13 protein-coding genes are annotated in these 15,508 nt (G+C 52.9%); 6 read left to right on the top strand and 7 right to left on the bottom strand.

Annotated features, from left to right (window positions below):
* Positions 1 to 122: 122 nt before the first annotated feature.
* Together ACQZ6D_RS07885 and ACQZ6D_RS07880 are read left to right on the top strand one after the other, a co-directional pair.
* Complete coding sequence (locus ACQZ6D_RS07885; protein ID WP_448730309.1) at positions 123 to 431, top strand: mobilization protein; 309 nt, start codon at positions 123 to 125, stop codon at positions 429 to 431.
* Entirely contained in the window at positions 428 to 2,092 is a 1,665-nt protein-coding gene (locus tag ACQZ6D_RS07880; RefSeq protein ID WP_448730310.1) for a type IV secretory system conjugative DNA transfer family protein, read from the top strand. The genes ACQZ6D_RS07885 and ACQZ6D_RS07880 overlap by 4 nt, the downstream gene beginning before the upstream one ends.
* A 226-nt stretch (positions 2,093 to 2,318) precedes the next feature.
* On the opposite strand, the gene ACQZ6D_RS07875 is transcribed toward ACQZ6D_RS07880, so the two are convergent.
* Both ACQZ6D_RS07875 and ACQZ6D_RS07870 read right to left on the bottom strand, forming a co-directional pair.
* On the bottom strand, positions 2,319 to 3,392 hold the full coding sequence (locus ACQZ6D_RS07875) for a nucleotidyltransferase family protein (RefSeq protein WP_448730311.1): 1,074 nt from the start codon (positions 3,390 to 3,392) through the stop codon (positions 2,319 to 2,321).
* Between the two features lie 143 nt (positions 3,393 to 3,535).
* Entirely contained in the window at positions 3,536 to 4,462 is a 927-nt protein-coding gene (locus tag ACQZ6D_RS07870) for an alpha/beta fold hydrolase (RefSeq protein ID WP_448730312.1), read from the bottom strand.
* 946 nt (positions 4,463 to 5,408) lie between these two features.
* Here ACQZ6D_RS07870 and ACQZ6D_RS07865 point away from each other — a divergent pair.
* The gene (locus ACQZ6D_RS07865) at positions 5,409 to 7,424 is read left to right on the top strand and encodes a site-specific DNA-methyltransferase (protein ID WP_448730313.1); all 2,016 of its coding nucleotides are present in this window, start codon (positions 5,409 to 5,411) and stop codon (positions 7,422 to 7,424) included.
* Positions 7,424 to 9,757: a DEAD/DEAH box helicase family protein gene (locus ACQZ6D_RS07860; protein ID WP_448730314.1), complete on the top strand. Its 2,334-nt coding sequence runs from the start codon at positions 7,424 to 7,426 to the stop codon at positions 9,755 to 9,757. The genes ACQZ6D_RS07865 and ACQZ6D_RS07860 overlap by 1 nt, the downstream gene beginning before the upstream one ends.
* A 402-nt stretch (positions 9,758 to 10,159) precedes the next feature.
* Here the strand turns inward: ACQZ6D_RS07860 and ACQZ6D_RS07855 are convergent, their stop codons facing one another.
* The 3 genes from ACQZ6D_RS07855 to ACQZ6D_RS07845 form a co-directional block, all read right to left on the bottom strand.
* On the bottom strand, positions 10,160 to 10,846 hold the full coding sequence (locus ACQZ6D_RS07855) for a hypothetical protein (RefSeq protein WP_448730315.1): 687 nt from the start codon (positions 10,844 to 10,846) through the stop codon (positions 10,160 to 10,162).
* The gene (locus tag ACQZ6D_RS07850) at positions 10,847 to 11,407 is read right to left on the bottom strand and encodes an AlbA family DNA-binding domain-containing protein (RefSeq protein WP_448730316.1); all 561 of its coding nucleotides are present in this window, start codon (positions 11,405 to 11,407) and stop codon (positions 10,847 to 10,849) included. It lies immediately after the preceding gene.
* Between the two features lie 67 nt (positions 11,408 to 11,474).
* Positions 11,475 to 12,302 carry a DUF7946 domain-containing protein gene (locus tag ACQZ6D_RS07845; RefSeq protein WP_448730317.1) on the bottom strand — a complete coding sequence of 276 codons (828 nt, stop codon included), beginning with the start codon at positions 12,300 to 12,302 and terminating at the stop codon, positions 11,475 to 11,477.
* Between the two features lie 678 nt (positions 12,303 to 12,980).
* Between ACQZ6D_RS07845 and ACQZ6D_RS07840 the strand changes: the two genes are divergently transcribed.
* Both ACQZ6D_RS07840 and ACQZ6D_RS07835 read left to right on the top strand, forming a co-directional pair.
* Positions 12,981 to 13,202 carry a hypothetical protein gene (locus tag ACQZ6D_RS07840; RefSeq protein ID WP_448730318.1) on the top strand — a complete coding sequence of 74 codons (222 nt, stop codon included), beginning with the start codon at positions 12,981 to 12,983 and terminating at the stop codon, positions 13,200 to 13,202.
* A 594-nt stretch (positions 13,203 to 13,796) separates the two neighbouring features.
* Positions 13,797 to 14,174, top strand: coding sequence for a putative periplasmic lipoprotein (locus ACQZ6D_RS07835; RefSeq protein WP_174002943.1), 378 nt, complete (start codon positions 13,797 to 13,799; stop codon positions 14,172 to 14,174).
* Between the two features lie 113 nt (positions 14,175 to 14,287).
* Here ACQZ6D_RS07835 and ACQZ6D_RS07830 read toward each other — a convergent pair whose 3' ends face one another.
* Both ACQZ6D_RS07830 and ACQZ6D_RS07825 read right to left on the bottom strand, forming a co-directional pair.
* Positions 14,288 to 14,692, bottom strand: a complete 405-nt coding sequence (locus ACQZ6D_RS07830; protein WP_003518904.1) for a hypothetical protein — start codon at positions 14,690 to 14,692, stop codon at positions 14,288 to 14,290.
* Between the two features lie 46 nt (positions 14,693 to 14,738).
* Complete coding sequence (locus tag ACQZ6D_RS07825) at positions 14,739 to 14,957, bottom strand: hypothetical protein (RefSeq protein WP_038493340.1); 219 nt, start codon at positions 14,955 to 14,957, stop codon at positions 14,739 to 14,741.
* Positions 14,958 to 15,508: the final 551 nt, after the last annotated feature.

Genomic DNA, 15,508 nt, shown 5'->3' with positions numbered 1-15,508 from the left:
GGGTCCAACCTCCACTTTCAATCGCTATGTCGATCTCCTCATAGAAACTGGTCTGTCTTCCAGGAGCGAAGCCGTGTTCAACAGCGGCAGTTCCGGTGCGACCGCAATCGAAAGGAATAATCGTGGCAAGGAAAACCATCGAACAGCGGCTGGCTGAACTGGATGCGCAACGTTCCGCCCTCAAGGCCCGTCTCTCGAAAACCGAGCGCAACAACGACATGCGCCGCAAGGTCCTGATCGGGTCGCTCGTTATGCATCACCTCGAAACCTCGGATGATCAGGTTTTTAAGCAGCAGCTCGGTGAATGGCTGCGTCGTGAACTACCGGGCTTTCTGACACGCGACAGTGACAAGGCGCTGTTTGCCGATCTGATCGGACAAGGACTGCCGGGCACGGGAGAGGGTGGCGACAGCGGGCAGGGCGCTCCATGAACCGGTTGCGACTTTCTCGGGACGCATTCAAGAACATGATGCGAGCCGCCGCGCGTGATCCGCTTTGGGCATTCTTGGCTTTGATCGCGATGCCCTTCCGGATCTGGAAACGGCTCCTTGGATTTATGTTCATCCTGTTCAACGTCACCTTTGTGATCGGCATGGGTGGCGGTCATTTCCTCGAGCAAATGGGTTTCGAGCGGGGCTCGCTTGTCCACATCATCCCAGGTCTCTTAACCCTGCTGGCGCTTGCCGTTATCACCTTTTGGTTCATCACCAGTGCGCTGATCTTGCATTTCGGGGATAGTGACGATGAAACCCATGGCTCTGCCCGCTTTGCGACAGACAAGGAAATAGCCGCTCTCACCTCATCCGGTTCCGGCCTCCTGATCGGTCGTGATACGAAAACGGGCAAGCCTCTGCGCTACGATGGCCCGGCCCATCTGCTCACGATGGCGCCGACCCGTACCGGCAAGGGTGTCGGCACGATCATTCCGAACCTGTTGACCGCTGGCCGTTCCGTGATCTGCGTTGATCCAAAAGGCGAGAATGCAAGGATCACCGGCCGTGCGCGCCAGAAGTTCGGACCGGTTCATGTGCTCGATCCTTTTGGTGTTACCGGCAGATCCTCGGCAGCCTTCAATCCCCTTGCCCTGCTAGATCCCGACAGCCTCGATGTCGCCGAAGACGCCAGTGCGCTTGCCGACGCTCTCGTGTTCGACGAGCCGGGAATGGCGGGCGAGGCGCATTGGAACGAGGAGGCGAAAGCGCTGATTGCCGGATTGCTGCTCGAGATCGTTGCATCTGAACCTTTAAGACGCAGGCACCTCGCAACACTCCGCGACTATCTCACCCTTGCTCCGGAACAATTCGCAGCACTGCTCAAGCGTATGCAGGACAGCGATGCGGCGAGAGGTCTTGTCGCGCGTGCCGCAAACCGCCACCTCGGAAAATCCGATCGCGAAGCCGCAGGCGTTCTTTCCGCAGCCCAACGCCATACGCATTTTCTTGATTCACCGCGCATGACGGCCGTTCTCAGCCGCTCTGATTTCCGGTTTGCCGATCTCAAGCACAGTAACATGACGGTGTTCCTCGTCCTTCCTCCAGATCGGCTCTCGACCTATTCGCGCTGGCTGCGCCTGCTTGTCTCGCAAAGCCTGCTCGAAATGGCCCGCGATCCGACAAAGCCGGCGACACCGGTTCTCTATCTGCTCGATGAGTTCGCATCGCTTGGGCATTTGGCACCAGTCGAACGCGCGATGGGTCTGATGGCGGGCTATGGTGTCCAGCTTTGGCCCATCCTCCAGGACATCCATCAGTTGCGTGCCACATACGGTCACCGCGCCGGAACCTTCCTGTCAAATGCCGGCGTGCTGCAGGTCTTCGGCGTCAACGATCATGACAGCGCCTGCCTCATCTCTGATTTGCTCGGGCAGGAGACGGTCGTGTTCCAGACCATGGCGAGAGCGCTCGATTCCGATAAGACCGGGATCTCCTACAGCCAGCAACATACCGGCCGGCCGCTGCTCACCCCTGATGAGGTGCGCAATCTGCCGGCGCACGGACAATTGCTGTTCCTTGCAGGACAACGACCAATTTTCGCTGAAAAGCTTGCCTACTTTGCCGATCCGGAATTCAGGGAGATGTTCGATCCAGTTTGACGGGAAGCGTGACAAAAAAGGCAGTAGCAATCGACGCGGTGATCCAGCCTGTCCTGACGGGAACGCGCTCCCCCCATAGCGACGAAGTGAGCGGCAGGACAGGCGTGCGTCTTGCTGCAAAGGCATGAAAACGGAGGCGTGCTACATGTCTTCAGCGACAACGAGAGCTGCCGCCGCATCTTTGGCGTGGTCCGGGTCGCATGTGCTGTCTTCTGCTTCCATGTCCCTACGCCTTACCCAGTCGGTCTACCGTGACACCAAGGGCATTTGCCAACGCGAGCTTGCCGTTGTCTGGCATTAATACGAGGCCCGACAGGATCGCTTCCTGCCACGCCTCTCCGCGCGCCCACGCTTCGCGGTAGGCATCGGCAAGCAAATAGCTCTGTCGCGTCTCCAAGAGCGCCTCGGACAGCAGCGAGGCCTGTACGAGGTCCTTATCCCTCTTGGCTCGCCCGAGGGCGTCCGTGCGCCTCCTGGATGCAACGATCACCTTATGTATGGCATACCGCTCGGGAGCGGGGATATTCACGCTAACGCCTTCCCGGTGCAGCAGTACCGTTCTTACGGGTTCGTAGATCAGGAAGTCCAGGAACCGCAAGTTTTCAGCAGACGCGCCTCCAAGCGCAGGCATTGGGGACGGCTTGCCCGTGTAGTCATCCGATCCACGGTTGGTCGTCAGGAATTCGACGCGGTAGTTTACCGAATTAGAAAAGGCGACCACCTTTGCGTTATCGGCCTGGTGCGGGACCGCCCTGAATGTGCTGTCTATCGATCTCAGGAGATCGAGGATTGGAGGCAGGCTGTCCTCGACTTCCGCCGAGATCGCAAAGTCCTGCGCGAAGTCCGCATCGCCTGTCTGCATAGAGGTACCAGGGAGACGAACGCCAAGGAGGCCTGAGTAACAGCTGAAAGCCACAGAACCGACGAGGAGTGCCCTCAGACGGAATAGGCCCGCGTCAGCGAGTACTTTGGTCACTTCACCCGCGAAGCGATCCGGCGCGGACATGCCACCGCTTCGCAGCAGCATGCTGACGAGCTTGCGCCGCTCCCGGATGTCGTCTTTGACTTGTCTATGGGCTTTCACCCGAGCCGTGATGTCGACGTCATCCTGCGGGCCGACATAGCGTCTCTTGTCCTTACTCTCGGGAGTAGGGAGATCAAAATACCAGTAATTGCGGCCCTTGACCGGAACGGCAACAAACCGACCTTCAAGGGGAAAGTCTGCCTGAAACTGAGCATCGAACGTCCGATGCGCGAGTTCAGCGAACGCCGTTCTGTAAACGAGGTCAATCTGTTTCATCGCCCAATCCAGTTATAATTAATTTACAAAAACATTATAACTTTGCTGTCAGATGTCAATGGAGCGAGGCGCGAGATAATCTCTAGCAAGCGGCTGGAAATAGCGCGGCCGGTTCTGTGGCCCAGTCCGTCGCAATGTATCGTTCATTGGACTTCATCTAGCGTGTTTCTCGTCACCCTAAAACTCTTCAAAACTGCGGCAACAATTGCTTCCGGGCAATCCTCTTGAACAAGATGGCCAGTCTCGGGTAACAGGGTACACTGATGAGCGGAAATTAATGCTGCTAAACGCTCCCCCATCTCATAGGGAATCCAATCGTCATTTTTTCCCCAGAGCACAGTTACCGGGCAGTCCATCCGCGTATAAAGAGTTTCAATGTCATCCGTAAAACGCTGGTCCATTTGCGCGATTTGCCGATAAAATGCGGGCTGTCCGACAGGGCCTATCCAAGGCGCGCTATATATATTCAGCGCCTCTTCCGATAACGGCGACCGCGCGGCTGTTTGAAGGTAAGCACGTAACACGGCACGATGCATGTAGTCCGGCATTCCAGAAAAGGCCATTTCGTGCTGACGAACATGCTGCACCAAAGGTGATCCCCATGGCGAAAGAGCTACAGCATCGATGATCGTTAAGGCTGAATAGCGCAATCCGTTAAGAAAGTAGGCACGAAGTACGGTTGCGCCGCCGAAATCGTGGGCCAGCATCTCCGGCCGATCAATATTCCACTCTCGAAACAGATTGGCTAAAACATCATTCTGCACGCCGAGCGACACATCCTGCCCTTCGCGCATTTCGGATTGTCCATATCCAACCATATCAAAATAGTAAATGGTTCGATGACTGGCAAAGTGGGGGATGATACGGCGCCAGACCTGAGAAGAGAACGGTGTCCCGTGAACGGCAACCAGCGGCGGCCCGCTGCCTATTTTTCCCCAACGAACATCATTCCCATTAATTCTTAGTTCGTGTGGGAGATTCAGCATGGAAATTCCTTTTCTTACTTGGACCCGGTGCGTGACGCCCTTTCCTTGAATTTGCAAATCATCATCCCGATAGACTACGATCACCAGTTCATAATTTTGACGGTAATGATCAGTCCGCCGTGATTAAGCATTGAAGTATGCCCCCCTTTCGGCGCGGAAGACTGACTCCGGTTGGGACAGGCTAACACGCGGATCAATGTGCCGTTTCTTGGATATGGCGGGGGTCAGCTTTCCGCGCCGATGGTGGGGTCAAATGCCAGGCCGAAACACAGAATGGCGGGTTTTAGCGTCGAAGATGGCGGATGCGGTCGTTGTGCCCGCTGAAGAGCGAGACAAGTTGCCATGGTAGGCCCGGAGAGAGCGCCCACCATCGCTCAAAATCCTTAGAAGCCGGGCTTTCAGGGATGGCTAGGGAGACACGATGTCCCCCTTTTATGTCTCTGCATTGCACAGGATCGGGAAGTGAGCAACAGGCACGAGTAACCGTTGCCGCAGCGGTGGACGCCGGTCACAAAATCTCGATACGATTGGAAATACGGAAGCCAGAGATGGTGCCGCTTACGTGAGGCATTTCCTGAAATCTAGGGCGTTGAATAAAAAGTCTTTTACAGGCAGGTGGTGAGACACGATGTCTCACTTTTATGTGCCAGTCTCCTACACCGGCGATGGATGCATGGCAAAGAGTCGGATTGCTAATTTGCCTTATCCGTCGACATTGGGCGGTATTGAGGGGTTACACAGGAGGCAGTGCCCAACATCGCTTATAGGCTGAGCTTTTGGGAATACAACGTCCCTTTTTGTACTTTTGTAACGTGAGAGCGCAACGGCTGCAAAAGCAACGCATTCGATGAACCTTCTACTTGGCCCGCATTTAATCAACGCTCCTTGCCTACAGCTGCAAAACAATAACGGTAACAACCAACATAACAGTTTGCGTGTTGGCTCAACCTCTTTAAAAAAGCTCTTTAAACGAGCCCTTGAATGTGAGAACATAAAGGGAACAAAGTGGGTAATGAAATAGGCGGGCGGCATGTCAGTTGAGCGATTAGACGATGAACTAAGCAAGTTGGATAGAGAAGATCTTGAACGGCTTGTGAAAAACTTGTTGTCAAACGGGGTCGCCCTCAGTTTCCACGGCAAGCGAACCGTAATGGAGATTGCTAAAAAAGTTCGCCCCCGTGTCATGCGGAGAGAGCCAAAGCTCCATGTGGGCGCGCCGCATGATCAGGCACGAAACCTCATTGTCGAGGGCGAAAATCTCCAAGCAATGGTTACTCTGTACAAATATCGTGGAGAGGTAGACCTCATCGTAACGGACCCGCCTTATAACACGGGGCAGCATTTCCGTTATAACGACCGATGGGATACTGATCCCAACGATCCAGAGTTGGGAACAATAGTGTCCAAAGAGGACGGATCTCGCCATACGAAGTGGATCAAGGCAATGATGCCGCGACTCCAGATGATGAAGGCGATGCTCAAGCCCTCTGGCGTGATCGCAATTTGTATCGATGACAATGAATTGTACCATCTAGGCATGATGATGGATGAGGTGTTTGGCGAGGAGAACAGGCTAGGCATACTGAACTGGCAAAAGACATACGCCCCGAAGAAGGCCAATCATGTGGCTAGCGCGACAGAATACGTTCTTGTCTATGCAAAGACTGCCGATCTCGCCACTACGCGCCATCAAGAGCGCACGGAGACGATGAACAACCGCTTTACCAACCCAGACATGGACCCCTTGGGGGTGTGGCGGCAGGGTGATTTCGCGGCTAAGGAAAGCCGTGATCGGACGATCTATGCAGTCCAGTCTCCATTTACAGGCAACCTACACTATCCTGAAGGCGAACATGTATTCGGATCGCCGGTCTCTGTGCCGACACGACACTGGTCAGGGTTTACGAAGGACGAGGTCAAGTCCCTACTTGAAGCATGGGGCTCAGAATACGTGTTCAAGGACATTGGTGATGGTAGAGGCAAGGCTATCGTCCTGAAGGGCAGCGATGTATCGCTACGCTCTTACGACCCAACTGTTGATGTAGCCGTACAAGAGGCTCGGAAGCGCGCGCTGGCAATCCATGCTGCTGGCCTCAAGCACGAGAAGCCATGGCCCCGACTTGTGTTTTCTGATGACAGGCAGAGAAATACTGGCGCAGGGCGCCCGACGATCAAGCGTCATCTCGAACATATTAGTCAAGGCAAAATCCCGTGGACGTTTTGGGCTGACGAGAACTATGAGGCACCTATTGAAATAGGCGCCACCTCTTGGCCTCACCAAGAATCTGGTCACTCTCAGGCTGGGATAAATGAGTTGGATAGCGTCGTGGGTAAGGGGCACGGCTTCGAGACAGTTAAGCCTCTAAAATTAATAACGAAAATAGTTCAGATTTGGTGCCCGCCTAACGGGTTGGTCATGGACCCGTACGCTGGCTCTGGAACAACTGGGCATGCCGTACTGCAGCTTAATGAGGAAACCGGAGCCAACAGGCGGTTTGTGCTTATCGAGCAGGGCGCGCCAGAGAACGGCGATAAGTATGCGAGGACGCTCACTTGGCAACGCCTCCACAACGCCATAACCGGTGAACGCCCAAACGGGCGCGAGGCCCCCGCACTCGGAGGAGGGTTTGAATACCGACTGTTGACTAAGACGATTGATGCAAAAGCCGTTATGGCTATGCAGCGAGACGAACTGATCGATGTTGTTTTGACCTCTCATTGGGAGACACACCGACGAGCGGCTCCCAACCTAGTGCGATATCCAGACGAGCAGTACCAATATCTGATTGGAACAGATGCTGCAGGAGAAGGATATTTCTTGCTCTGGGACCCGGCTGGCTCAGTGGGCTCGTTAAGCTTGGAAAGCTATCGCAGTGTTGTCGCTGAGGCGAAGAAAGCTGGTTTACCGACGCCGTACCATATTTACGCTAGGTATGAACTGTTCCAATCGCCCAACGTACGCTTCTGGAAGATACCCGATAAAATACTATCGCATCTGGGACTAGACGAGAACGACCAGTTTAATAATCCGGAAGAAGCAGCGTAATGGATCTGTTTAAATTTCAGCAAGATGCTTCTGCACAAGTCGGTGAGCGTTACGGAAACTATGCAACAAACCCGCTGATGGTTGATAGAACAACCACCTTACCATTCTTTCAGACGCTGGTATCAATAACTGGTAGTGGAAAAACGCTTATCCTTGCGGACACCATTACTCAGATTCAGGCACGCATGCCCCTGCAGCCGGTCGTTCTCTGGATTTCAAAGGGGCGCGTCGTTGTTGCTCAGACCTACACGAATTTGTCGGATGGAAAGTATGCTGACAATTTGAAAGGGTTTTCTGTCAAGCCTTTGCTGGAACTCCATCCGTCTGATCTGGAAAATGCGGAAAGACCGCTTCTTTTGGTCGCTACCGTAGCCAAGTTCGCGAGGGAAGAGGATGGCGGAGACCGAAAGGTGTTCAAGGCACAGCTTGATGTAGCCTCACAGTCATTGTGGGAGCTACTTAAAGCACGCAAGAATGGGGCAAGTAGGCGCCGCCCGTTGATTGTGGTCTACGATGAAGGCCACAATCTGTCCGATCTTCAAACACGCCGCCTTCTCGAACTATCGCCAGATGCAATTATCGCTGCTAGCGCCACCATGAGTGTTCCCGAACAAGTCGAATATCTGATGGCACGCCTTCGTAATGAGCGTGGCTGGCAACTTGGCGATTTTACGACGACTATATCCAGTAGAGATGTGGTTGACGTCGGTCTAGTGAAAGAACGTATTTCACTGGGCGGCTATGTAACACCGATGGAAGCCGCAGTGGATGCCCTACTGCAAGACATGACCCTAGCGCGAGAGGCCGCGCAAGCTCTTCAGGAGCCGTTTGTACCAAAGGCAATATATGTTTGTAGTACAAACACAGTGGACGGCGTTGCTATAGCAGAGGATGTAAAGCGTCCTTTTAAGCAAAGGCAAGCACGACCGATTTTGATATGGCGACATCTTGTTGAAAACAGGGGTATCGACCCCAGTAAGATTGCCGTCTATTGCCAGTTAAAATTTTCAAAGGAATTCCCAGCGCCTTCCACCATGCGGCTTTTCTCTGGTGGCGACAACGACTACGCAAAGTTCATAAGCGGGACCTACGAGCACGTTATATTCAACCTCAGTTTACAGGAGGGATGGGACGACCCGACCTGCGGTTTCGCCTATATTGATAAAGAAATGGCATCTGCCAGTCAGATTACTCAGGTGATTGGACGGGTCTTGCGACAGCCCGGCGCGACTCACTACTCAGAGCCGGCCTTGAACACAGCCCATTTCTACATCCGTACAGACGAAAAAGGTGTGTTTGACGAGATATTGCGTGATATCCAGCGGCAGTTGGTCGCCGAGCATCCAGCGATTGCGCTTGTTATCAGAAAGCAAAACGCATCCACCTCGGCAGAGCGTATCCCACCAGAGCCCGCTCGATTTGTATCAACCATCGGCATCAACTCGCATGATGCGATTGCCGCCGTTCAGAAGGTCGTCAGCAACATGATTGACTTTCGAAACGATGCTACCAGTACAATAGGTATCGGCGCTCGTATGCAAGTTCTGCAGGAGATCGGCGTTGGTAATTCGGCGACTTTTGAGTGGGTCGAAGTAACTCATAGCAATAAAGTCACGGCTCGCTCGGTGTTTCGACGGGAATTGCAGGTACTATATCCGGGTGCTCTTCGCCGTGGCGGCGGGCCGATCAACCTAGTAGAAATAGAGCATGAGAAGTTCGATGCGCTTATCGAATTGAACAGCCCTGCTTCGAAGCATGTCCAAGAGACTGCGCGCAAAGTTGTTGAAGCATACATAGACAATTCCCGCATATTCCAGAATGATTTTGATCCTGCGTACAGCGTGGGACCTGTGGCGGTAGATCCTTCTGACAACGTGGAATTTAATCGCTCGCTGCATAAGTGCTACTCTGGACTTAATGATTTTGAACTGAGGTTTGCGCAGGCATTGGACCGGTCGCAGCGGGTCTGGGCTAGAAATCCAGTGAACACTGGTTTCTTCTTACCGTTATTGGCGCTTGGTGGTTCGGCGACTTACTGGCCAGATTTCCTAGCCTGGGTAGATAATACCGTAGTAGCCATCGACACCAAAGGAGATCACCTCCTTCAATCCGCGACAGCGGGTAAGCTGTTCGACATCGATACGACACCGGGTAGCGCCGCGAAGGTCGTCCTTAGGCTCGTATCGGAAGGTCACACGGAAATTGCAGCGAACGGTGGGCTTACGCGAATTAGCCCAAAGGGCCTCACGGTTTGGAGATGGAGAAACGGTAGACCCAATAGCATTCACTGTGAAGATGAGCGCGAGGCTGTAAAGGTGGCATTAACGCTCTGAATGCCGCTGCAAGTCGGCAAACTAAATATTTTTTCGACGGGGTATTTAAGTGGCGTTGTGCAGCGGGTTCCCCCATAGGGCACCGTCAGCCTCGTGTCCGACAGTTCGCTCCTGGTGATGCGTACGGTCTTCCTCTGCGACCTACCACCGCGACCAAGAGGACATCCGGCAGGCGTGTGAGGGACTGCCCCCACGAGGGGTCAAAGTCGCCAACGGACTTGAACATAGATGCAGTGGCGCCGCACCGAATGGAGCGTCCCTTTGCTCGAAAGCCTTAGAAACCGTGTTTTCGGGACGAGTGGGGACGCGATGTCTCCTTTTTTCTCGCCAATCGCTCAGTCGCATGATTAGTAATATCATCATCACTGGACCGTTGACATCAGTGCTCTATGCCGTACAGGCCTACCATTGTCGCTTGTAGAGGCGTTCTTGGTCTCGCTGTATTAAAGAGGGGTCAGGATTCCATCCGAAGTGGTCGAACAATTCGAGCAACATAGATAGCGAGACAGCCGCAGCTTGGCTCTCTAGTTCAGCGGCGTGTAGGCTTCTCTCGACCACCAGCTCTTCTGCATTCGTGCGTTTCTCGTCGTAAAATGGCATGCGATCCAACTCGCTAATCCAGAGCTGTCTATCCGCTGACTTGCCGAGTTTTACATTGATTGATGCGCCGTCTTTATAAAGGCCACCGTTGTACAGGCGACTAAGGAACTCGGTTGCTTCGGTAACAGCGAATACCGCCCCGAGCACGCTAAGCACTGGTCCTGCGGGGCGGTTTTGGCCTTCGTTACTCAAATCCTCCCAGAGTGCTCTGAAATGGAGAAACTGGCTGCTTCGGTACATTCTCCAAAACTCAACATGATCGTTCCAGTCGCACCAATTCTCGGCATACGTGCCTACATTGGCTGCTCCACCGTGCTCCTTGTTTCGCTGAATATGCGGATAATCCCAGCCGCGTAGAGACACGCTCGCCTTTGCGACCCTCTCGTGGCATTCATTCATTGGGAGTTGCGGATCAATGGGTTGGAGCGGCCTGATATTTATGCGCCAATGGCCCACGGCTTTGATCTTCTCAGCAAGACCCTCCTGCACTTAAAGTCCCCCTAGTTCTTGATCGTAGTCGTACGCTTTTACCGCTGATACGGTGAAGCCGAGTTTCTGCTGTCGACGCATTGCTCCAACTACTGCTCTATCCACTATTTCACGCATGTCGCTTGCATTAGATACACGCGCGCTCTGCGGCTTCTGTGCTTGGCTGCGGAAGTAAATCGTACCTGCCTGCACATCCGATCCATCTCGTCTGCAAATGACCGGCTGGTCCTCAAAAGGTGCGACATCTATTACGACATACCGTAGTCCGCCGCGATCTGTCGCGAAGCGTGTTTTAAAGATCACCTTCGGATCGGCATAGGGAGCGATCTGATCCCTCATGTCATCAATCTTGTAAGTATCCGCCTGCTCTTCTGACACGCCTTCTCGCTTAAATGTCTCGTCCTCAACGCCGATGACGATACGCCCGCCATCCTGTACGTTAGCCATTGCCAGAATGTCCTTCACAAGCTGGTTCTTGTTCCACGGCATAGCGCCTTTGAACTCAAGCCTGTCAGTCTCTTCGGCTCCGTCAAGCAGAGCCTCGATCTCTTCAACCGTCATTCGTTGAATGCCTCTCGTAGGAACGAATTGTTGTCTCCAGCCAGCATGATCCCTCTCGGTCTCAAATCTAAACTATTGTCTTGAATGCTCTCACAATTTTCAGGCGCTTGTATCTATCATCCAATGAAACCGTTGGTACGCAGGCAATTTGAATCTCACTCGGCAAACCATTCACATATTTATCCAGACTGTAGCTCAAGGCTGCGTAGGTGTCGGCATCTAAACCTTTGGGCGCATAAAAGCGTACTGTCTTGCCAATCTTCGGCAGATAAGCGCTCCCATTCCCAGAGTTGGCATTATAGGCCCCTACGCTGACTACCATGAGGGTTTCGTCAGTTAAGAAATCGGCGTTGACGTATGCCTTGGTATTTTGGTCAAGCCGTAGCAAAGACCTTTTATCTTTTTTGATATCCAGAGTATTTGCACCCTCGCCAATAACCGTGTGGGCGCGTCTCATTGATGGTTCGATCTTATCGACAAGCGCCTCTCGGTCGCCGGATGGAAGCCGGTCCAAAGCGTATTTCTCGCCTGTCAGCAGGTCAACTGTCAGGCCACATACTTGTTTGATCGTAGTAGTTATCAAGCTATTGAAAGTCTGGCTAACAGACCCCACGACATAGCTTCCCAGAATCGATGTAAGGAAGAGATTGTTCGGCTCTGTAAGCTGGACCCAGACCTCTTGTACGAACGAACCCTGTCGTGGCGGAACAAGATATATTCGCACTTCGGGAGAAAGCTCGCCTCGCGCTTTAATCTTCCCGGTTGCTGCGTAGTGGCCTATCAACGTCAGCGTCCATGTCATCCCTTCCAGCGAAGTTGCGCCGTTGTGAGCAGGTAATTGGCCACCACTCGCCACCCCGCCGTCGTACACTAGTTCGTACCTCAGTGTTTCCATTCTGCGAATCCCCAGCCCACGCTATGGTTGTGAAGTACAGACTGGCTGTCAATGGATCATGTATTGGCCAACGCTTTTAAGATGCTAAAAATTGATAAAATTCGCGAGAGGGTATTTAAGGATCTTCGCGCAGCCACTTCCCCCTTGGGGGTTTGTCGGTATTGGACGTCTAAGCGTTGGCTCGTTGACTCATCATGGGTATTCAGGCGACCCTGTGAAACCGCATAAAGGATATAGGGCGGGGTACTACCCCTCGTCCACAAGGGTATACCTTTGTGGACATCGTTTGTTGCCGCAATTTCACGTCCGCAAGGTACACATTTTGCCACCGGACAGCCGGTTTAGCGGACAGGACCCTTCCGGACGCACGAATAGCCTGAATCGGCGTCCGCTCCTGAGACACCATCGTCGTAAATCCTATGGCCGAGATGAAGGCGCGAAGGTGTGCCAACGCATTCGGCCGCCAATGAGCGGTTTGGGCCGAAACCGGACGTAGGTGCACGCGTGGATGAACGACCTGTGTCGAGCCATTTCTCCTGTATGATGACAGGAGATGAGGACGCTTAAAGCGGACTTTGCAGGCGACAGGTGTATTGGGGCATGTCTGTCGCAGCTTTTGCGCAGACATCAACCGCTACCGTCAGGGATTTACGCAGACTTTTCACACCGGAGATTTGCATGAGACATTGTAGACTTGTTTACCAGAGCTATCCGCTCGACCTTGCGGTCCAGGAACCGTGCATCACCCTGCGAGCCGCAAGTGGATCCTGGCCTGGTCAAACATTGGAGGACTACATCGGTCTGGATCTGAAAATGAAATCTCCGAAATTCTTCTTCGATCCCAACAACGACCCCGAAGATGACGTCGCCCAGTGGTTGAACCCGGGTCTGGATACATAGTGGCTGAAAATTCCCTTGAAGCACTTTAAGAACCGTGATTTTCGCAGCCTCGAGGAAATCCGAGTGAATTTTCAAGGCGAGGGAACTCAGAACCCTTTGATTGGGGAGAATTAATGGGAAGCTCCCGGTCTTATCACCACCTGCAGTGATGAATTCTTCGCCCGTGCGGAAATCTCCATTTGTCACAGCGGTGGTGGCACGTTTTCGGTTCAGCTTTCTGGCACCACTCAGTTCGCCACTGAAGACCTCTATCTCGATGGTGTGGTCAAATAACCGCCGTGCCAATCGCCCTTAGCGCTTCAAGTTCGAGGAGCATAGAGGTGGCTCGGTTTGTTTGAACAGTTTCGGGCGTTTCACTAAGTGGATTTCCGCCTCGATTATGCAGCCACCATCATTGATGCCAGCGCGTTGAAGTAGGCCTGATCCGGCGTCTGCCGAAAGCGTGCCGCAACCTGTTTGATGGTTAGTGCCAGGTCTATCGAAGCGTGACCTTTCTATTTTCGGCTGTGGATCCGTGTGTGTTGCGCAATTTTAACTCAATAGCTGCAGGGTGCATTGTGCGTGTTGTGCTTTGACTTTTGGGGATTGAATTGAATGAGGACAGCTTTACTTCTCTGTGCCGCCGTGATGACACTGGCTGGATGCCAGACTCCGGCACCGCAATCTGTTTTGGATTCGCAGCGTCCACCGTCCAGACCGATTAAACGCGACTATGTGGACGCCATGCGCGGAACTATCAAACCCGGATATTTCACGAAAGCCGAGATTTCGAGCGTAGTGCTGCTCGACCCTGAAAAGCAGATTTACGCTTATTGCACGCGAACGGCGGAACGTTCCAACCCCGATTGGTCGTATATTGGCGTAGCCGTGTACAAGAATTTAAGCGTGGACGCTTCAAAGAACGACTACCGCTGCCGTGACAAGCGGTTGCGGTACTATAATTTTCCTGAGTTGCTGAACATGAAATTCTAATGGAGCCCGGTAGGCAGCGCTTAGCTCCTTTCGTGCCACCTGTTGCCGGCTGCGGAGATTGCAGGCCAGCTTCGAGGCTCGTGCTGTTGTACCGGGTGTTTTCAAGCCATGGCTTACACGCCTTTTATGATGTCGCAGATACCCTTGCGGATGACGTCCTTGTCGGCGATCTGTCCTGCCTGAATGTTGAATACAGCATCGATCCGGACAGCGGCGCCTTTCTGGCGGGCGACAACGCGCAGCGTCTGAATCCTGCCACTTCCGCTGGTTTCCTGGTGTGCATCGATTGACGACAGTGCCTTGTTGATCTGGATACCTGAGAAACCTTCTGCTGCGACGGCTTGGGCGAGCTTTTGAAGGACAGCGGGTGCTTTGGCTTTCGGCAGTTCCTGAAAGGATTTGTAAGAGACAGCTGTGACCATCGGCACACCTGAGACTGTGAAGTTTTTCTCGCACGATGCTGCGAAGGCCGGGCTTGAGACGGTGATCAGACCGAGAATTGCGATGGCATGTTTCATATTGCGTAATCCGGTTGTTGGTGAAGGTTTTCAGCTGTTGGCCGCATCAGAATGTCGACCGTTTTCCTCTGTAGGTTGATGGCGGTGGTAATGCTTCATGGGCTTGCGCGAGCGTTTCCAGCCATGTTGCGAGGCCATCTGGAACTGTATCGTTGCCGGCTTCCAGCGCCTCGATCCATGAGAGTTCACATTGCAAGGCAGAGGCAATATTGATTGGCGTCCAGCGGATCACCCGCAGGCATTCATTAAAGCGTTCTGGCGACATGATGATTTGTTATGTTCCCCGTATTTTCGCGCAGAGGCTCCCTCACGCAGCCGCGATAGTCAATCATTTTTGCAACTTTTGATAGACCAAATGATCCGTATTTAGCCTGTCATTCGATTGCGATGACGGTAGCACGCGCTGCAGGGTGCGCAGGTGGAATATTATACCTTTGTAATCGCTATTAATACATATATTTTGTATATTTATACTTGTTGATCGGAATGAATTTTCCCTTATGCGAGGGTGAATTGGTGGTTTGGTTAGGATCGGATCAACGGCGGGAGAGTGTCGGCAAAACATATAATTTATCCAGGTGGACACACAAACATATAAATAAGCGTAAACCAAGGGGAGGATGGGGATTTGATTGGTAAAGTTCGTCTGTTTGTGCGCAGATAATTTTGGACCGCTATAACCATGTGATTTTATATAGGTTTTTACAGCGAGGTGGATTTATTTATATGGGAAGCGGGAAGGAATCTGATTGGTAAGTGGATTGAAAAGGCGATGAAAATTAGCGGCGATCGATTACAATAACAATATCATGATAT

The sequence above is a fragment of the Agrobacterium sp. 22-3639C2 genome (genome assembly GCF_053522105.1).
The sequence above is the reverse complement of the archived record's forward strand: the minus strand, read 5'-3'. Positions and strand labels throughout refer to the sequence as shown.